Annotated in this window: 17 protein-coding genes and 1 CRISPR repeat array (1 of these 18 running past the window's edge); of the genes, 8 read left to right on the forward strand and 9 right to left on the reverse strand. The window is 72.8% G+C overall.

All coding sequences use genetic code 11. The features are described from left to right. Positions 1–181: direct repeats of the CRISPR family, unit length 25 nt; unit sequence GGTCCATCCCCGCGTGCGCGGGGCT (it extends 331 nt beyond the left edge of the window). A 162-nt stretch (positions 182–343) separates the two neighbouring features. Genes ABZ249_RS14935 through ABZ249_RS14945 form a run of 3 tightly spaced genes read right to left on the reverse strand, consistent with a single transcriptional unit; the run spans position 344 to position 1,484 of the window. Continuing rightward, the gene (locus ABZ249_RS14935) at positions 344–661 is read right to left on the reverse strand and encodes a hypothetical protein (protein ID WP_355262402.1); all 318 of its coding nucleotides are present in this window, start codon (positions 659–661) and stop codon (positions 344–346) included. Continuing rightward, entirely contained in the window at positions 658–918 is a 261-nt protein-coding gene (locus ABZ249_RS14940; protein ID WP_355262404.1) for a hypothetical protein, read from the reverse strand. The genes ABZ249_RS14935 and ABZ249_RS14940 overlap by 4 nt, the downstream gene beginning before the upstream one ends. Then, on the reverse strand, positions 918–1,484 hold the full coding sequence (locus ABZ249_RS14945; RefSeq protein ID WP_355262407.1) for a hypothetical protein: 567 nt from the start codon (positions 1,482–1,484) through the stop codon (positions 918–920). The genes ABZ249_RS14940 and ABZ249_RS14945 overlap by 1 nt, the downstream gene beginning before the upstream one ends. 368 nt (positions 1,485–1,852) lie before the next feature. Here ABZ249_RS14945 and ABZ249_RS14950 point away from each other — a divergent pair, with 368 nt between their 5' ends. Both ABZ249_RS14950 and ABZ249_RS14955 read left to right on the forward strand, forming a co-directional pair. Further along, positions 1,853–2,662 carry a helix-turn-helix transcriptional regulator gene (locus tag ABZ249_RS14950; RefSeq protein ID WP_355262409.1) on the forward strand — a complete coding sequence of 270 codons (810 nt, stop codon included), beginning with the start codon at positions 1,853–1,855 and terminating at the stop codon, positions 2,660–2,662. Beyond that, positions 2,655–2,825, forward strand: coding sequence for a DUF397 domain-containing protein (locus ABZ249_RS14955; RefSeq protein ID WP_355262412.1), 171 nt, complete (start codon positions 2,655–2,657; stop codon positions 2,823–2,825). The genes ABZ249_RS14950 and ABZ249_RS14955 overlap by 8 nt, the downstream gene beginning before the upstream one ends. A 69-nt stretch (positions 2,826–2,894) precedes the next feature. Here the strand turns inward: ABZ249_RS14955 and ABZ249_RS14960 are convergent, their stop codons facing one another. Beyond that, positions 2,895–4,406, reverse strand: a complete 1,512-nt coding sequence (locus ABZ249_RS14960; protein ID WP_355262415.1) for an AMP-binding protein — start codon at positions 4,404–4,406, stop codon at positions 2,895–2,897. 69 nt (positions 4,407–4,475) lie between these two features. Further along, positions 4,476–5,750: an AMP-binding protein gene (locus ABZ249_RS14965; RefSeq protein WP_355262418.1), complete on the reverse strand. Its 1,275-nt coding sequence runs from the start codon at positions 5,748–5,750 to the stop codon at positions 4,476–4,478. Between the two features lie 189 nt (positions 5,751–5,939). Here ABZ249_RS14965 and ABZ249_RS14970 point away from each other — a divergent pair, with 189 nt between their 5' ends. The 6 genes from ABZ249_RS14970 (at position 5,940) to ABZ249_RS14995 (ending at position 12,725) form a co-directional block, all read left to right on the forward strand. Further along, positions 5,940–7,247, forward strand: coding sequence for a pyridoxal-phosphate dependent enzyme (locus ABZ249_RS14970; RefSeq protein ID WP_355262421.1), 1,308 nt, complete (start codon positions 5,940–5,942; stop codon positions 7,245–7,247). Continuing rightward, positions 7,240–8,337, forward strand: a complete 1,098-nt coding sequence (locus ABZ249_RS14975) for an FAD-dependent oxidoreductase (RefSeq protein ID WP_355262424.1) — start codon at positions 7,240–7,242, stop codon at positions 8,335–8,337. Before ABZ249_RS14970 ends, ABZ249_RS14975 begins: the two co-directional genes overlap by 8 nt. 4 nt (positions 8,338–8,341) lie before the next feature. After that, positions 8,342–9,658 (forward strand): aspartate aminotransferase family protein, encoded by a 1,317-nt coding sequence (locus ABZ249_RS14980; protein ID WP_355262426.1) that lies wholly within the window; start codon positions 8,342–8,344, stop codon positions 9,656–9,658. Then, on the forward strand, positions 9,655–10,473 hold the full coding sequence (locus ABZ249_RS14985; RefSeq protein WP_355262429.1) for a class I SAM-dependent methyltransferase: 819 nt from the start codon (positions 9,655–9,657) through the stop codon (positions 10,471–10,473). The genes ABZ249_RS14980 and ABZ249_RS14985 overlap by 4 nt, the downstream gene beginning before the upstream one ends. 144 nt (positions 10,474–10,617) lie before the next feature. Next, positions 10,618–11,811 (forward strand): FAD-dependent oxidoreductase, encoded by a 1,194-nt coding sequence (locus ABZ249_RS14990; protein ID WP_355262432.1) that lies wholly within the window; start codon positions 10,618–10,620, stop codon positions 11,809–11,811. Beyond that, positions 11,808–12,725 carry an RNA polymerase sigma-70 factor gene (locus ABZ249_RS14995; protein WP_220565217.1) on the forward strand — a complete coding sequence of 306 codons (918 nt, stop codon included), beginning with the start codon at positions 11,808–11,810 and terminating at the stop codon, positions 12,723–12,725. The genes ABZ249_RS14990 and ABZ249_RS14995 overlap by 4 nt, the downstream gene beginning before the upstream one ends. A 151-nt stretch (positions 12,726–12,876) precedes the next feature. On the opposite strand, the gene ABZ249_RS15000 is transcribed toward ABZ249_RS14995, so the two are convergent. From ABZ249_RS15000 to ABZ249_RS15015, 4 genes are all read right to left on the reverse strand, one after another. Next, positions 12,877–14,592, reverse strand: a complete 1,716-nt coding sequence (locus tag ABZ249_RS15000; RefSeq protein WP_355262436.1) for an NAD(P)/FAD-dependent oxidoreductase — start codon at positions 14,590–14,592, stop codon at positions 12,877–12,879. A 59-nt stretch (positions 14,593–14,651) separates the two neighbouring features. Next, positions 14,652–15,476: a carbon-nitrogen hydrolase family protein gene (locus ABZ249_RS15005; RefSeq protein ID WP_355262438.1), complete on the reverse strand. Its 825-nt coding sequence runs from the start codon at positions 15,474–15,476 to the stop codon at positions 14,652–14,654. A gap of 292 nt (positions 15,477–15,768) precedes the next feature. Further along, the gene (locus tag ABZ249_RS15010) at positions 15,769–17,253 is read right to left on the reverse strand and encodes an amino acid permease (protein ID WP_220565214.1); all 1,485 of its coding nucleotides are present in this window, start codon (positions 17,251–17,253) and stop codon (positions 15,769–15,771) included. A 528-nt stretch (positions 17,254–17,781) separates the two neighbouring features. Continuing rightward, a partial coding sequence (locus tag ABZ249_RS15015) for a flavodoxin-dependent (E)-4-hydroxy-3-methylbut-2-enyl-diphosphate synthase (protein ID WP_355262441.1) occupies positions 17,782–18,216 on the reverse strand: 435 nt, incomplete at its 5' end.

Raw genomic sequence — 18,216 nt, forward strand, 5'->3', positions numbered from 1 at the left:
CCTGTCCCAGATCCCGGAACTGCGGTCGATGGCGGGTCCATCCCCGCGTGCGCGGGGCTCACTGCGTGCTGGACCCCCACGCCAAGGACGAGCCCGGTCCATCCCCGCGTGCGCGGGGCTCACGCCGCGTGGCGGAGCTGCGGACGGACAGGGTTCGGTCCATCCCCGCGTGCGCGGGGCTCACAGTTCGCGACCTGGGAAAACGCAGGGCGTTATCCCCGCGTTATCTAGCCTCAGAGGGGACTGCGGCTCGTCCACTGTGGCAGATGGCAGCTTGAGTGCTCAAGCAGGGCAGTGGAGGCAGGGGCCGCAGGCACAACACGGCCCCTGCCTCAGAGACGGGCTACCGGCGCGGCCGAGACTCGGCACGTGGGGCCTCGTGTCGGCGGAGGCGGTCTTCGAGTTGGGCCGGTGTGGGTTCGACATGCGTACGCCAGGAGGCGGCGGGGTCGCGGTGGACCGCGACCCAGAGCGAACCGGTCCAGGCGATGCGGTGGGTGTCGCCCCAGGCGGCGCGCAGGCGGGCCAGAACGGTCCCCGGAGGCTGCCAGGTGCGGCCGTCGAGGTCCTCGTGGTCTCCCGCGTGGTCGGAGTCGAGGACACAGGTGCGCCGGAACCCGCCGCTGTTCAGCGAGGTCTCCCCGCAGGGCCGCGGGATCACGGCGCGCTCCTCGGGCGCGGGGGCCGGAGGGCGTAGTCGGCCGGGTGCTCCTCCACCGCCGCGTCGAGGATGCCGATGGCCTCGACCGGGTCGCCCGTGGTGCGGACGTGGTCGACCGCCGCGCAGACGGCGGCGATGCGCCGTCCGAGGAGGGAGGCGCGGGCGGCCTCCTCGTCCGGGGTCGCGGCGGGCGGCAGGGCCAGGGCGTCCCCGATGGCGTCGAACAGGTCCGTGATGTTGATGTCCCCGACGAGCATCACCGCACCCCCTTGGCCAGGTAGGCACGGACCGCGAGGGTGAGCGGGGCCAGGTCGCCCGCGGGATGCGCGACGTAGGCGCGGACCCGGGACGCGCGGCGCCGGACGGTGGGCCGCCGTTCCGGGGCGGAAGCCGGAGGCGGGGCCTCACGTCCGACCAGGGTGGTGGTCCGCGGGCCGGTGGAAGGAGACGCCGGGGCCCGGTGGGTGTAGTCCGCCAGGGTCGGGCGGACCGGGGACTCCGGCCGGTGGTGGCGTCCGCGCCCCGGGAGCAGGTGAAGGGGACTTCCGCCGGTCAGGGGTCGGGTCCAGCCCACGAGGTCGGGGCGCAGGGGGATCACCCGGCCGGTGGTGGGGCGGCCAGCCCCGGCCGGACGGGGCGGGGACACATGCGGGACCGGCGCCCGCCGACCCGGGTGCGGGCGGGTGAACAGCGGGGAGAACTCCGGGGAGAGCAGGTCGCCGCCCGCTCCGCCGTGGTTCAGGGCGAAGGCCGCGCGTGCCTTGCGCCGCACGGCCGTGAGTTCGGCCGGGCGCAGGTGGCGCACTCCGGACCGTCCACGCACCACCGTGATCGTGGTCGCGTCACCCCTCGGAGGGGCGTGTTCCCCGGCGATACACTGCATTCCGTCTCACCTCGATAGGTACATGCCTGGTAGGGACACGCGCCCTGGAGCCGCCGCGAACGGCCCAGGGCGCTTCGCTTTTCCTGCGCCCGGTCTCCTGCCGATGGCCTGTGATCAGGCATGGCGACAGGGCAGGCGTAGCGAACAGTCAGCCCGGCCCACAGGAGGCTGACCCGCTGCCCATAACATTCCAGCTGGCCGAGCGAATTCAAAGCGCCAGAAAGAAGCCGACCACTACCGCATACTTGCCCGCAAATAATGACAACTTTTCGTAGACTTCCAGGCCACTCTTTGGTTTCATGATGGGCATGAAGGACGAGAGGAACCCCTCGGATGTCCGTTTTGGGCAAGCTCTCATGCGAGCACGGAAACGTGCAGGCAAGCAGCAGGCATCCCTTGCCAGGCACCTCAACTGCTCAGTCGGACATATCTCGCATATAGAAAATGGTCGCCGCAAACTAGACGCGTCCAAGGTTCAGACCGTGGATGCCTTCCTTGGCGCGAACAAGCGCCTGACCCGGTTGCACGAAGAGATCTACCAGCCAGAACATGTGGATTGGCTGGGGCAACTCCACGAGCTCCAAGCAGAAGCAGAGATGATCCGGGAGTACCACAACAGCCTGGTACCCGGCAGGATGCAGCATCCCGACTATGCAAAGACGATCATCACGTCGGGAGCCCCTTGGCTATCTCCGGAGGAGGTCGAGGAACGCGTTCGAAAGCGGATCCAATGGGGTGCCAGGATCCTTCGCGACGGTGGCCCTCAATACCATGTGGTGCTCGATGACGTTGCCGTGATCCGCCCGGTCGGCCCCCCAAAGATCATGCGGGACCAGATCGATGTTCTCATCGGACTTGCCGAACGAGGCAGAGTCATGTTGCAGATGCACGGATGGGACCAGCTACCCCATGCCGGGTTGGACGGGCCGTTCGTGCTGATAGCGTCCCCGGCAGCCCCCGAGCTGGTGCACGTGGAGTCCATCTATGGCGCTCAGAACACCGACGTTCCGCAGGACGTGCGTCAGTTCGGGATGCTGTTCAGTAGATTGCAGGCAACCGCGAGATCACCACTCCAGTCGGTGGCCTTCTTGAAGGAGATGCGAGACAAGTATGAGTGAGCAGTGGCATAAGTCCAGCTACAGCTCGGGAGCGCAGAACTGCGTGGAGGTTCGAGAAGGCGAGTCGACCCTGGTGCGGGACACACAGAACCGGGAACTGGGGCACCTCGGCTTCGCCGCCGGGGAGTGGACCGCGCTCCTGCGGGTGCTCCCCGCGAACTAGCACCCGGACCGGCCCCACCTATCAACCCTCGGTGGGGCCGGTCCACACCTTCTCAGCGAGCCCCTCCCCTCAGCGGGTCCGGGCCGCCTCCCCCGCACGCAGGGTGTCCCAGCACGGCTCGTGGGCGTACGTCAACGGGATCCGGGACACGAACCGGAACGACGACGGCACGTGGGTCTCAGGCAGCCGCGCGGCCACCAGCGCCCTCAGTTCGTCCTCCCCAACGTCCCCCTCACCCTCCCCCCGCAGCACCACGGCCGTGTGCAGGCTCGCTCCCCCCTCCCCCGGCACGTCGAACGTGACCGAGTCCTCCACCGCCGGGTGCTCCTGGACGAGCGCGTCCACCTCGGCCGAATAAACAACTTCTCCCCCGATCACCATGGCGTCGGTCGAACGCCCCAGCAGGGTCAGGAACCCCTCCTCGTTCAAGAACCCGACATCACCGGTGTCCAGCCACCCCTCACGCAGCACCCGCGCGGTGTCCTCCGGCATGTCCAGGTACTCGTCCATCAAAAAGGGAGTGCGCACCCACACCCGCCCGCGCTCACCGGCGGCCAGGTCCCCACCCCCCTCGTCGCGAATCCGGACCTCCACCCCCGGGATGGGCCTCCCGCACCCGTACGACGCCGCGGGCCCGGTCTCCGCGTAGTCCTCCGGCACCAGCCAGCAGATGTGCCCCGCCTCCGTCTGCCCGTAGGTGGCGTGCACGATCGGCCCGAGCCTCTCCACCGCCCGGCGCAGCAGCGCCGGACTGGTCGCGGCCGTCGCGGAGATGACACAGCGCAGGGACGACAGGTCCGCCCCCGCCGTCTCCGGCAGGTCCAGCAGCAGGCGCAGCTGGTGCGGGGCGAGGAGCAGGTGGGTGATCCCCCTCCCCTGGATGACGGCCAGCACCTCGGACGGGTCGAACACCGGGAGCGTGACGAGCTCCGCGTCGCAGATCATGGCCACGTCGCCCAAAACCCTCCCCAGCCCGGTGAGGCGCTCCGTCTTGAGCACGCGCCGCGGCCCCGCCCCGTCCTGCAACAGGTAGTGCGCCCACGGCGAGCCGACGCGGACCGGCGCCCGGTACCGGCGCAGGGCCGGCTTGGCGCGCCCCGTGGTCCCGCCGGTCAGGGAGATGCGGTCGGGGTCCCCGAGCCGGAACCGCGGCGCGAGCGGCCGGGCCGAGCACCTCTCGGCCGCGGCGAACAGGTCCTCGCCGGACGGCGAGGGCGCCAGCGCCAGCACCCGGACCCCCGGCCCCTCGACCGCCGACGCGTCGGCCGCGTCGGGGTCCACGACCACGAGGTCCGCCCTACACCGCTGGACCAGGGCGGCCTGGTCGCGCGCGGGCATCGCGACGGGGATCTCCACCTGCGCCCCGCCGGTGACCTGGGCGGCGAGGGACACCAGGTACATCCGCGCGCTGATGGGCCCGAACAGGGCCACGACCCTCCTCGGGCCGTGGCCGTACTCCGCCAGGGCACGGGCGAGCCGGTACACGGTGTCCAGCGCCTCTCCCGCCGTGAACGTGTCCCGGGGGTCGTGCAGGGCCCGCCGGTCCCGCGCCGCGGCCAGGGCCTCCAGTACAGGGGTCATCTTCTCGTCCTCTCCGACTTCTCGCTGCTCGCTCGTCGCTCGTCGCTTCTCGCCGCCCTCGGCGGGCGGTCAGGGGGCCGCCGGGGCCGGGTAGGCGAGCCCCGTGTCCTCCTCGGCGGCCGAGAGGTAGCGGGGCTTGGCGACGTGCGAGGCGCGGGTCAGCTCGTCGAGGGGCACCAGCGTCCCCAGGGGCACGGCCTCGACCCGGCACCCCGGCCCGAAGGCCGCGTCCAGGTCCCCGGTCAGCGCGGCGACCGCCTCGGCGGCGTCCGGCTCCGGAACCTCGACGCGCACGTGCAGGCGCCCCCCATGGGCCCGCGCCCGCCACATGAGCACCCCCAGGCGGGCGGGCAGGCCGAACACGACCTCCTCCACCTGCGAGCCGAACACGGTCCGGCCGCCCACCTCGACACCCTGGTCCCAGCGCCCCAGCACCCGGATCCAGGGCAGCGCCCACCCGCACGGGCACTCCCCGTAGGACAGCTCCACCGCGTCGCCGGTGTCGTAGCGCACCAGCGGCATGGCCTCGCGGTACAGCGTGGTCACGACCAGGCGGCCGCTCCCCTCCCGGGACGTGCGCCCCGTGGCGGGGTCGAGCACCTCGGGCAGGTAGCGGTCCGCCCACAGGTGCAGGGCCCCCTCGGCGCACTCGCCGCCCAGGTTGGCGCCGAGCTCGGAGTTGCCGTAGCTGACGGCCACGTCGCAGCCCCACAGCTCGCCGATCCGGTTCCTGCGGGCGTCGCTCAGCGGCTCCCCGGCGGCGAGCAGGGTGCGCAGCCGAGGGGCGTACTCGCGGGGCGACCCGCCCGTCTCGCGCGCGCAGGCGGCCCACAGCAGCGGCTCGGTCGGCAGCGCGGCGGCGACGGTCACCTCCAGGTCCCGCAGCAGCCCGAGCACCCGGCGGTAGGTCATCGCGGTCGAGCGCGCGTCCGCCGGGACCACCATCGCCCCCGCCGCCCTGGCCGCGGCGTGGACCTGGTGGCCGATGGTGACCATCGCGTAGGGCACCCGGACCAGCACGGTGTCGTCCGGCCCCAGGGACGTCCGACCCCGGCGGAAGCGGTCGAGCATCTCCTCCCAGTCCGCCTCCGTGTGGAACGACGCCGTGGTCCGGCCCGCCGACGTGCCGCTGGACTCGTGGTAGGAGACCACCCTCCGGCGCGGGACGGCGAGCATGCCGAAGGGGTAGCCCGCCCGCAGGTCGTCCTTGGTGGTCAGGGGCAGCACGGCCAGGTCGTCGGGGCCCGTGCGCGACACCCGGCCCTCCAGGCGGGGCCGGTAGAAGTCGCTGCGGGACGCCCTGGCCAGCGCCTCGGGCAGCCGGTCCTCCCAGACCTTCCGCAAGCCGTCGAAACCAGACCATTCTCCAGGGGAGAGAAAATCAACCGACATACCGAATCAACCAGCTCTCTTCCGATTTTCCGGCCCGCCCGGGCACGGAAATAAAAATTTTCAGAAAGGTGGTTCCCCCGGCGACAGGTGGGGAAACAATGCACTCGGCATGCCCGCCCGACCCTCGATCGAAAGGGACCCATGAGCCCGGCCCTGCGCTACGAGACGCTGATGGAGCGCGCGCCCGCGACGCCCGGCGGATTCACACTGATGTGCGTACTGTGCGGAGACCCGTCCCCCGATGAGGCGGCCCACCGCTGTCCGACCTGCGACGGAGCGATCGACGCCGTCCACGACCTGGCGTCCGTGTCCACGGCCGAGAGCCCTCCCAAAAAAGGAGAAAACCCCCTCCAGAGGTATTTCGATCTCCTGCCCGTCCGCGACCGCAATTCCCTCAAATGGCTCGGCGAGGGCAACACCCCCTGCTTCACCGCGGAGAAACTGGGCGAACGAATAGGGATGTCCAGAATCATACTGAAGAACGAGAGCGAGAACCCCACCCGGAGCACCAAGGACCGCATCGCCTCCGTCGGCCTTTCCAGGCTCGCCGAACTCGGCGTGCGGCGGTTCGTCATGGCGTCCACGGGCAACAGCTCCACGGCCTACGCCCACGGCGTGCAGTCCCTGGAGGGCGTCGAACTCGCCCTGTTCTGCGGCCGGCGCTTCCGGCACCGGCTCAACTACCCCGACCACCCCTCGGTCACCACCTACCTGGTCGACGGCGACTTCGTCGAGGCCGGCCGGGCCGCCCGGCGCTTCGCCCTGCGGACCGGCGCGTTCACCGAGGGCGGGTTCTTCAACGTCGCCCGCAGGGAGGGCCTGAAACTGGCCTACCTGGAGGCCTTCGACCAGATGGACGCCGAGCCCGACCACGTGTTCCAGGCCGTCAGCAGCGGCATGGGCCTCCTGGGCGCCTACAAGGGCGCCCTGGAGTACCGGATGCTGGGGCGGCTCTCCCGCGTGCCGAGGTTCACGGCCGTGCAGCAGGCCGGATGCGCCCCCATGGCCCGCGCCTACGCGGAGGGGGCCGAGTCCATCGCCCCGCGGCACATCGTGCGCGACCCGCAGGGGCCGGCCGAGGCCATCCTGCGCGGCGACCCCACCCGCACCTACCCCTACATCCGCGAGGTCTGCCGGAGCAGCGGCGGCCGGATCACCTCCGTGAGCGAGGCCGAGATCAACGCGGCCCGCGACCTGCTGGAGGAGACCGAGGGCCTGCGCGTGTGCCACGCGAGCGCGACCGCCCTCGCCGGCGCGGTGAAGATGCGCCGGGAGGGGGAGATCGCCGCGGACGACGTGGTCCTGGTCAACCTCACCGGCGGCGACCGCACCGGCTGGGCGACGCCCGAGCGGGTCCGGAACGTGCCCGCGGACTGGCCGCGGGGCCCGGTGTCCTGGGAGGACGGCCCCGTCCCCGCGGCGGCCGGAACGGAGCGGGCGCATGTGTGACGTCGTGGTCGTCGGCGCGGGGATCATCGGCGCCTCGGTGGCCTGGAACCTCACGCTGGCGGGGGCGCGCGTGCGGGTGCTGGAGGCCGCGCCCGCACCCGCGACGGCGGCCAGCGCCGCCTCGTTCTCGCGCGCCACCGCTTTCGGCAAGCCGCCCCGGGCCTACTTCGACCTGAACCACGCGGGCCTGCGCGAACTCCACCGGATCGGCGCCCAGGGGGCGCCCGGGTTCCACCCCTGCCCGACCCTGCTCTGGGCGCGGGACCCCGACCGCCTGGACGCCGACCTGGCCCGGGCGCGGCAGTGGGGCTACGCGGCGGAGGAGGTCGCACCGGAGGCGCCCGCCGTCCCGCGCGGTGTCGACCGCGCCGCCCTGTCCCCCCGTGTCGTGCGGCTGCCCGACGAGGGCTGGGTCGACCTGCCGGCCATGGCCGGGTGGATGGTCGACCGGGCCCGGCGGGAGGGGGCCGAGGTCCGGTTCGGGGCGCGTGTCGAACGGATCCTCACCGACGCCGCGGGCGCGGTGTGCGGCGTCGCCCTGGCCGACGGCGGCCGGGTGGACGCCGGGACGGTGGTCAACGCGGCGGGCGCGGGGGCCGAGGAGGTCGCCGGCCTCGTCGGCGGCCCTCTGGCCCTGGCCCCCACCCCGGGGCTGCTGGCGGACCTGCCCCTGCCCGGCGGCGTGGACGCCATGCTGCTCGGCCCGGACGTCAGCGTCCGGCCCGCCGGCCCCGACGGCGTGCGGGTCCGCTCGGACGGGGTCGACGCCCGGCTGGCCGGGCCGTCCGGGGAACCGCTCGACTCCCCCGTCCGGGACCTGATCGAGCGGGCGGGCCGCGTCCTGCCCGCCCTGCGCGGCACCCGGCCCACCGCGGTCCGCGTCGGCATCAGGGCCTTCCCGGCGGACGGGGGCTCCAGCGTGGGCTTCCTGGACGCCGTGCCCGGCTACTACGAGGCCGTCACGCACAGCGGTGCCACGCTCGGAGCGCTCCTGGGCCGCCTGGTCGCGGACGAGATCTCCTCGGGACGGCGCCCGGACCTGCTCACCCCCTTCTCCCCCGACCGGTTCCACTCCATGGCGACACCTTGACCACGTGACGGAAAGGACCATGATGACCACCATCGACGGCCCCAGGACGGGACTGTCCAACCAGGCCGCCTACGCCGACCTCCACGGGTTCGTGGCGGGCGGCGTCAGCAGCAACATGCGGGCCCGCGGGATCATCGAGCCGATCGTCGTGGACTCGGCCTCCGGCTGCCGGGTCCGCGACATCGAGGGCAACGAGCTCATCGACGTCAACATGGGCTACGGCCCCCACCTGTTCGGCTACGCCGACCCGGACGTGACCGCGCAGATCGCCGCCCAGTTCGGCCGCGGGCACATGACCGGGCTGCCGCACCGGATCGACCGGGAGGCGGCGGGGCTGGTGGCGGAGCTGGTGCCCGGCGTCGAACGGCTCCGGTTCGCCAACTCCGGCACCGAGGCGCTGATGTCGGCGGTGCGCCTCGCGCGCGCGGTCACCGGCCGGACCCTCGTGCTGACCTTCGAGGGCCACTACCACGGCTGGAGCGAGACGCTCCTGCGGTCGCGCGGGGGCGACGGCCGCCGACCCGCCCCGGGGGCTGCGGGGATGATCCCGGAGGCGATGGAGCACACCCTCCAGGCCCCCTGGAACGACGCGGCAGCGGTGGAGAAGGTGTTCGCCGACCACGGGGCCGAACTGGCCGCGGTGATGTGCGAGCCGGTCCTGGCCAACGACGGCGTGGTCGTGCCCGACGCCGGCTTCCTGGAGCTGCTGCGCCGCCTGACCGGCGAGCACGGCGCACTGCTGGTCTTCGACGAGGTGATCACCGGCTTCCGGGTCGCCCGGGGCGGCGGCCAGGAGCTGTACGGCGTCGTGCCCGACCTGACCGTGGTGTCCAAGGCGATGGGCGGCGGGTTCCCCGTCGCGGCCTTCGGGGGGTCGCGCGAGGTGATGGAGCCGCTGGCCCGGTACGAGGCGTTCCACGCCGGGGTCTACTCGGGCAACCACGCGGCCCTGCGGGCGGTGGCCGCGACGCTGGCCAAGATCCGGTCGGCGGGGGCGCTGTACACCGAACTGGACGGGATCGGCGCCCACGCCGAGGCGCGGGTGCGCGAGGCCGTCGACGGCGCCGGGCGCACCGCGCGGATCGGCCGGGTCGGCTCGATGATGTCGGTGGCGCTCACCGACCCCGCGACCGGCGAGGTGGACGAGGCCGGGCACCGGCTCCTCCAGACGGCCTGCCAGCGCCGGGGCGTGTACTTCCACCCCGTGCCCGCCGAGCCCTGGTTCCTGAGCACCGCGCACACCCGGCAGGACATCGACACGGTCGCCGAGACGGTCTCGGAGGGGCTGGCGGAACTGGCGCGGGGGGAGCGGCGCCGATGACCACAACCACGTGGGACTCCGTGTACGACAGGTGCGCCGCCGGATACGACCCGCACGTCGGCCACTTCGCCGTACTGGGGTACCGCCTGGTCGACCTGGTCGACCCCCTGCCGGGGGAGCGCGTGCTCGACGTGGCCGCGGGCCGCGGGGCCTGCCTGTTCCCGGCGGCCGAGCGGGTGGGCCCGGCGGGTGCCGTGCACGGGGTGGACCTGTCCGAGGGCATGGTCGCGCAGCTGGCCGCCGACATCGCCGGGCGGGGCACGGCGAACGCCACGGCGGCCCGGATGGACGCCCAGGCGCTCACCGTCGCCGAAGGCTCCTACGACAGGGTGCTGTGCGCGTTCGCGCTGTTCCTCATGCCCGACCCGGGGTCCGCGGCACGCGGCTTCCTGCGCGCGCTGCGCCCCGGCGGGCGGTGCGGGGTCTCCGTTCCCATGCGGGAGCTCATGCCGGGGGACCGCGCGGCCCTGTCAGAGCTGTTCCGCTCGTTCGCGCTGCGCGCCGGGACGGCCGCCGGGCGCAGGCCGGCCTTCGGCATGGACACCGGGAGGCTGCTCGCCGACGCGGGGTTCGCCGACGTGCGGGTGGTGGAGGAGGACTCGGAGTTCGTCTTCGCCGACGTCTCCGCCTGGTGGGAGTGGACCTGGACGGTCAACGTCCGGTCCTTCTACGAGAGGCTGCCGGCCGACCTGCTGGAGGAGTTCCGGGAGAGGGCCTTCGCCCTCCTCGAACCCGCGGTGACCCGGGAGGGCCTGCGGGCGACGGCCCGCACCCGCTTCGCGGTGGGCACACGTCCCGGCGGCCCCGGGATGTGACTCCGGGCCCGGCGGGGCGGGGGCGGCGTGGCGCCGCCCCCGTCCCTTTTTTCCGGTCCGGTGCCGCGGATCCCCCGGCACGGTGTCACAGACCGCGGGCCGCCGGTGTCCTGTGGTCGACCCGCTGAAAACGGAGGAGACACCATGACCGCGAACACCCGAGTCGTCGTCATCGGCGGCGGATACTCCGGCGTCCTCGCCGCCAACCGCCTCACCCGGCGCACCGACCTCGCCGTCACCCTGGTCAACCCGCGACCCGCCTTCGTCGACCGCATCCGCCTGCACCAGCTGGCCGCCGACACCCACGGGGCCGTCGTCGACTACGCCGACGTGCTCGCCCCCGCCGTCGGGCTGGTGGTCGACACGGCCACGCGGATCGACGCGGCCGCGCGCACCGTCGAACTGGCCGCAGGGGATCCGCTCCACTACGACCACCTCGTCTACGCCGTCGGCAGCTCCAGCGCCGTAGCCGGCGTCCCCGGCGCCGCCGAGTTCGCGCACCCCCTCGCCAGCCTGGAGGAGGCCCGCGCCCTGAAGCGTGTCCTGGACGCGGCCCCGGCGGCGGCGCCCGTCACCGTGGTCGGCGGCGGCCCCACGGGGATCGAGGCCGCCGCCGAGCTGGCCGAGGCCACCGGGCACCCCGTCACCCTGGCCTGCGGCGGCCTGCTCGGCCCCTACCTGCACCCGCGCGGCCGCCGTTCGGTCGCCCGCCGCCTCGCGGCCCTGGGCGTCACCGTCCTCGACGGCCCCGGCTCCCGGGTGACCGCCGTGACCGACGCCTCCGTCCGCCTCGCCGACGGCCGGGAACTGCCCAGCGCGGTCACCGTGTGGGCCGCCGGCTTCTCCGTCCCGCGCCTGGCCCGCGACAGCGGCCTGAGCACCGACGCCGAGGGCCGCCTGCTCACCGACGAGACCTACACCAGCCTCGACAGCCCGCACATCGTCGCCACCGGCGACGCCGCCGCGCCGTCGGGCCTCCCCGTCCGGATGAGCTGCCAGGCGGCCGTCCAGTCCGGCCCGCAGGCCGCCGACACGGTGCTCGCCCGGATCGAGGGGCGGGCGCCCGAGCCCCTGACCGTCATGTTCGCCGCCCAGTGCATCAGCCTCGGCCGCCGTACCGGTATCTTCCAGATCGCCCACCGCAACGACGTCGCCCGCGGAGCCCACATCTCCGGCCGGGCCGGTGGGAGGATCAAGGAGTACATCTGCCGGGGCATCGTCGGGCAGCTGTCCGACGAGGCGCGCAGGCCCGGCGAGCGCCGGGTGCGGTTCGGGGACGGCGGCCACCGCGAGCGCCTGCTCCGGCAGCGCTCCGCCACCGAGCCCGTGAAGGGATGAGGACCGTGGAGGACACCGGGCGGGAGCGGCGGGCCGATCCGGCGACGGAGGACTTCGTCTCCCACCGCAACCTGCTGTTCACGGTCGCCTACGAGATGCTCGGCTCCGCCGCCGACGCCGAGGACGTCCTCCAGGAGACCTGGCTGCGCTGGGCCGAGGTCGACCGGGAGCAGGTCCGCGAACCGCGTGCCTACCTGGTCCGGATCACCACCCGCCAGGCCCTGAACCGCCTGCGCACGCTCAAGCGCCGCCGCGAGTCCTACGTCGGCAACTGGCTGCCCGAACCCCTCCTCACCTCGCCCGACGTGGCCGAGGACGTCGAGCTCGCCGAGAGCGTGTCGATGGCGCTCATGCTGGTCCTGGAGACGCTGTCGCCCACCGAGCGCGCCGTGTTCGTGCTGCGGGAGGCCTTCGGCCTCGGCTACGACGAGATCGCGGCGGCCGTCGGGAAGACGTCGGCGGCGGTCCGCCAGATCTCCCACCGGGCCCGGCGCCACGTGGACGCCCGCCGCCCGCGCGAGACGGTCGCGCCCGACCAGGGCCGGGCGGTGCTGGACTCGTTCCGGCGTGCCTTCGAGACCGGGGACCTCCAGGGCCTGATGGACGTGCTCGCCCCCGACGTCGTCCTCGTGGGCGACGGCGGCGGCATCAAGCGGGCCGTGCCGAACGCGATCGTCGGCGCCGACCGGGTGGTCCGGGCGACCATGGGGGGCCTGCGCAAGGTCGGCTCGGCGGTCACCGGCAGGGCCACGATGGTCAACGGCCACCCCGCGCTGGCCATCCACCTGGACGGCGAGTTCGACGGGATCATGGCGGCCCGCGTCGAGGGCGGCCTGATCACCGGCCTGTACTACGTCCGCAATCCGGAGAAGCTCACCCGTCTGGACTCCGAGACCCCGCTCACCCTGCGCTGAGCGGCCGGGTCCGGGCACGGGAACACCCCGGGGCCATCCCCATAGCCCCGGGGTGCACGTTCCCATCGGCTCGCGACGGACCGGTGCGCGGGCGCGCGGGGTTCGCGGTTCCGCGCGCCCACCGGTCCTGTCGCAGAGGTCTCCCCTGACCTCAGCCTTCGGGCAGGGCCACCGGCGCGAGTTCGTCGAACTCGTCGCCCGGGCCCGGGTTCGTCGGGTCGGTGGCGCCACCGAGGTGGTGCATCACCCCCCACACGGCGTTGAGCGCCGTCTGCACCGCGCCCTCGGCCCAGCCGGCCGTCCAGGACACGTCGTCGCCGGCCAGGAACAGTCCGCGGTACTCCTCCGGCAGCGAGTCCTGCGCGAAGTGCGTGAACAGGCGGCGCTGGTACCGGTAGTGCCCCGGCAGGTTGGCCTTGAAGGCGCCCATGAAGTAGGGCTCGTCCTCCCACGACACCGTGACCGGGTCGCCGGTGATGTGCGAGCGGATGTCCACGCCCGGGTACACCTTGGCGAGCGAGGCCAGCATGACCTCCAGGCGCTCGTTCGGGGACAGCGGCAGCCACTTCAGCGAGTCGTCGCACCAGGTGTACGACATGCAGATGGCGGCGGGCCCGTCGGGGTCCGGCCCCTCCAGCAGGTAGGTGCCGCGGGTCATCCGGTCGGTGAGCGTCATGCTCATGACGTCGCGCCCGGTCTCGGGGTCCTTGTCCTTCCAGAACGGCCGGTCCACCGGCACGAACAGCTTGGAGGACTCCATGTAGTGGGTGCGCTCGATCGCGGTCCAGTGGTCGATCGGCAGCAGCGACTCGTCGCAGTCGACCTTGGACAGCATCATCCAGCTCTGCGCGGTGAACACCGCCGCGGCGTAGGTGCGGGTGGAGCCCGACGCGTCCGTCACGGTGATGTTGCCCGCCGCCGAGCCCTTCGCCGCGGTGCGGCGAAGGGCCGTGACGGCCGGGCGCGGACCGTCCGCGTGCAGCTTCGCCAGAGTCGTGCCCTGCGCCCAGTGGACGAGCTTGTCCGGGGCGTCCTCCCAGAGCCGTTGGGGAAGCTGCTGGACACCGCCGATGATGCCCATGTGGTCGTCGTCCGCGCCCGTGTACGTGACCCGGAGGATCTCCAGGATGGAGTTCGGGAAGTCGGTGTCCCAGCCACCGGTGCCGAATCCCACTTGTCCGAAGATCTCACGGTGGCGGAAGGAAGCGAAAGCCGGAGAATCACACAAAAATCCGTAGAAGGTCTGGTTGTCGAGCTTCTCCACGAGCTCGTTCCAGATCTCCTTCTGGGTCGCGACGTCGCGCTCGCGGATGGCGCGCTGCATCCGGGAGTGCTGCGCCCCGTCCTCCAGGGTCCGCTCCCAGGCGCGGGCGACCTCGCGGTACACCTCAGGGAGGTCGGCCAGGGTGGTCGCGTAGTGCGACTCGCCCTTGAGGTCGACGACGGTGCTGGGGGTGGTGGGGGCGAGCGGGTTGGGGAACGGCTCGGTGCGCAGCCCGACCCGGTCCACGTAGTGCCAGAACGCCGTGGAGGAGGGCGGGAAGCGCATGGCCCCCATCTCGGCGACGACCTCTTCCTCGTCGACGCCGGGGAAGCGCTCGGTGCGCAGGCGGCCGCCGATCCGGTCGGCCTCGTACACGACCGGCCGCAGCCCCATCTTCATGAGCTCGTAGGCGGTGACGATGCCCGACAGGCCGCCGCCGATGACCGCCACCTCGGTCCCGAGCCGCTCCGCCGGGATCTGCCCGAGCCCGGCGGGGTGCTCGAGGTACCGGTCGTAGGCGAACGGGAAGTCCGGTCCGCACATGTTCAGCGGCGGGTCCTGCACCGGGCCGGTGCCGGCGGCCGTGGGCACGGCAGACGTCATGAATCCCCTCCAGGGTCGGTGTGGCGGTGGTGGCGGTGCGGCCGGGAACGGCCGTGGGTCTAGCGGGTGCGGGCCCGGTCGCGGCTCAGGGAGCCGTACAGCCCCGGCCTGCGGTCGTCCAGGTAGGACTGCCCCTCGCGGGCGCGGGCGATGGCGCCGAGGTCGACGTCGCCGACGAGCAGCTCCTCGCCGGCCCCGGCGCGCAGGGTCTCGGTGCCGTCGGGGGCGACGAGGGCGCTGCGGCCCGCGTAGCGCAGGTCGCCCTCGGTGTCGCAGCGGTTCACGTACGCCAGGTGGATCTGGTTCTCCAGCGCCCGCACCGGGACGATGCGGGCGGGCACGTCGGTGTAGGGCAGCATGAGGGCGGTCGGCACCACGAGCAGCTCGGTCCCGGCCAGCGCGTGGGCGCGCACGGGCTCGGGGAACTCGACGTCGTAGCAGACCAGCAGCCCCAGGCGGACGCCGTTCAGGTCGGCCTGGACCACCGGGGTGTCCCCGGGGGCGAAGGCGCCGCGGTCGAGGTCGCCGAACAGGTGGGTCTTGCGGTAGGCGGCCAGCCGGGCGCCGTCCGGGCCGGTGAGCAGGACGGTGTTGTACACCGCGTCCCCGTCCCGCTCCGGGAAGCCGTGGACGATCGCGACACCGGTGTCGGCGGCGATCCGTGCGACCTGGGCGGCCAGCCGCCCGTCGACGGGCTCGGCCAGGCGGGCGACGTCCGCGCCGATGTTGTAGCCGGTCAGCGACATCTCGGGGCCGATCAGCAGGTCGGCGCCCGCGTCGGCGGCGGCGCGCGCCCGGTCGGAGAGGCGGGCCAGGGCGTCGGCGGGGTCGCCGCTGCGGCCGGTGCCCTGGTCCAGGGCCACGCGCAGGGTCCGCCGTGCCATCCGCTCCTCCGTCCCTCGGGTCTGGTGTCCGCGGCGCCGTCGCCGCGGGGTCGGGGGTCTCATCGCCGCTGGTGGGGCGGCTGCGAGGCCGGGTCCACTCTAGGCGGCGGCACCCGTCCGAAGTGTGCGTCGCACATCAGATGCTTTGCGTATTTTCGACGCATTGATGTGTTTCTTTGCGTCTGTGTGCACATATGCACCGAACACGTGCGTCGGCCCCGGCGGCGCCCACCCCTGGAACACGGCGGAGGGGGCCGGGAATCCCGACCCCCTCCGTGGGCTCCGTCTCGGCTCAGGAGCGGACCTCGACGGTGTCCTCGGCCTCCAGCGCGGAGCGCTTCATGCTGTAGCCGAAGTAGACCACCAGGCCCACGGCCAGCCACGCGCCGAACGCGATCCACACGCTCGCGCCCATGCTGGCCACCATGTAGGCGCAGGCCAGGACGCCCAGGACCGGGGTGACCGGAGCGCCCGGCACCCGGAAGGCGCGGGGCAGGTCGGGGCGGGTCCGGCGCAGCACCAGCACGGCCACGTTCACCAGGGCGAACGCGAACAGGGTGCCGATGGCGGTGGCGTCGGCGAGCGGGCCCAGCGGGATGAACGCGGCCAGGACGGCGATCAGCACCGAGGTGATGACGGTGTTCAGGCGCGGGGTGCCCTTGGCGTCGACCTTGGAGAACGCCTTGGGGATCAGGCCGTCGCGCGACATCACGAAGAGGATGCGGGTCTGGCTGTAGAGGACCACCAGGACGACGCTGGCCAGGGCCAGGACGGCGCCCGCGGCGAAGATGACGGCCCAGATCGGGGTGCCGGTGACCCGGGTGAGGATGCCGGCCAGCGAGGTCTCGCCGTCGACGAAGTCGGTCCAGTTCAGCGCGCCGACCGCGGCGAAGGCCACCAGGCAGTAGATGGCGGTCACCAGGATCATCGAGAACATGATCGCGCGGGGCAGGTCGCGCTGCGGGTTCTTGGCCTCCTCGCTGGCGGTGGAGACCGAGTCGAACCCGATGTAGGAGAAGAACAGGGTGGCGCCCGCGGCGCTGACGCCCGCCATGCCCATGGGCATGAAGGGGGCGAAGTTGCCGTCCTGGACTGCGGTGACGGCGATGGCCACGAACATCACCAGGATGCCGATCTTGATGGTGACCATCACGGCGTTGACACGGCTGCTCTCGCGCACCCCGGCGAGCAGGGCGAACATCGACAGCAGGACGACGATGGCGGCCGGGAGGTTGACCAGCCCGCCCTCCATCGGCCCGGCCAGGACGGCGGGCGGCAGGGAGAGGCCGGTGGTCAGGTGCAGCAGCTCGTTGATGTACTGCCCCCAGCCCACGCCGACGGCGGCCACGGAGACGCCGTAGGTGAGCATCAGGCACCAGCCGCAGATCCACGCCATGAACTCGCCGATGGTGGCGTAGCTGTAGGAGTAGGCCGAGCCGGAGGCCGGGATCATGCCCGCCATCTCGGCGTAGGCCAGGGCGGAGAAGAGGGCGGTGACGCCCGCCAGCACGAACGAGATCATGACGGCCGGGCCGGCGACGGGCACGGCCTCGCCCAGGACCACGAAGATGCCGGTGCCCAGGGTCGCGCCGATGCCGATCATGGACAGCTGCCAGAAGCCCATGTGCCGCCGCAGGCCGGCGCCCGCGGCGCCCTCGGTCTCGGCGACGAGCTTCTCCACCGGCTTGCGCCTGGTCAGGCGCTCCCGAAGCGCGGGCGCACCGCCCGGGCGCGCGGGCACCCCGGGGGCGTCCGCGGGGGTCTTCTGGTCGACCACGTGTCACTCCTCGTTTCATACGCGGGCACACCGCTCCCCGGACGCGGGCACGCTGAGGAGCCCCGGGTGGGGTGCGGTGTGGGGGGACGGGCGCTCCCCTGTCCGTTAACGGAGGGAAAATGCCCTCAGCAACGGTAGCCGCGTTACCTGGGTAACATGACCCACATTCATTGCGTCTATCCGGAATGCGCGCGCGGAACATGCGTCCCAGCGCAAGAAAACGCACATCGACGTGATGGATGCCACATTAAATCACGCTGTGTGATGACACACGGGTGACCTGCACGTATACGGGAAACTCCCCTTCCCGAACGGTCCCGCCGCCCGGCGCCGCCCCGTCCCGGTCCGCGCGGGCCGGGACGACACCGCCAGGGCTCCCCCATCGGGCGCGGGAACACGAACGGCCGCGCCCCGGTAGGGGCGCGGCCGCAATGAGCACGCGTGGCAGGCAGCCGCCTGCGGCGGACGGGGGAACACGAACGGCCGCGCCCGGTGGGGCGCGGCCGTGGTGTGAGTGTGGGGCGGGTGTCAGCCTGCGACGGCGACGGTGGGCTCGCCGGGCTCGACCCCGGCCTCGCCCATCTCCTCGGCGATCCGCATGGCCTCCTCGATCAGCGTCTCCACGATCTTGGACTCCGGCACCGTCTTGATCACCTCGCCCTTGACGAAGATCTGCCCCTTGCCGTTGCCCGAGGCCACCCCCAGATCCGCCTCACGCGCCTCACCCGGACCGTTGACGACGCAGCCCATCACCGCCACCCGCAGCGGCACCTCCAGGCCCTCCAGCCCGGCGGTGACCTCCTCCGCCAGCGTGTACACATCCACCTGCGCCCGCCCGCAACTGGGGCACGAGACGATCTCCAGCCCCCGCTCGCGCAACCCCAGCGACTCCAGGATCTGGGTGCCGACCTTGACCTCCTCGGCCGGCGGCGCCGACAGCGACACCCGGATCGTGTCCCCGAT

Origin of the sequence: Nocardiopsis sp. NPDC006139 (genome assembly GCF_040614155.1) — a bacterium.
Classification (GTDB): Bacteria; Actinomycetota; Actinomycetes; order Streptosporangiales; family Streptosporangiaceae; genus Nocardiopsis; species Nocardiopsis changdeensis.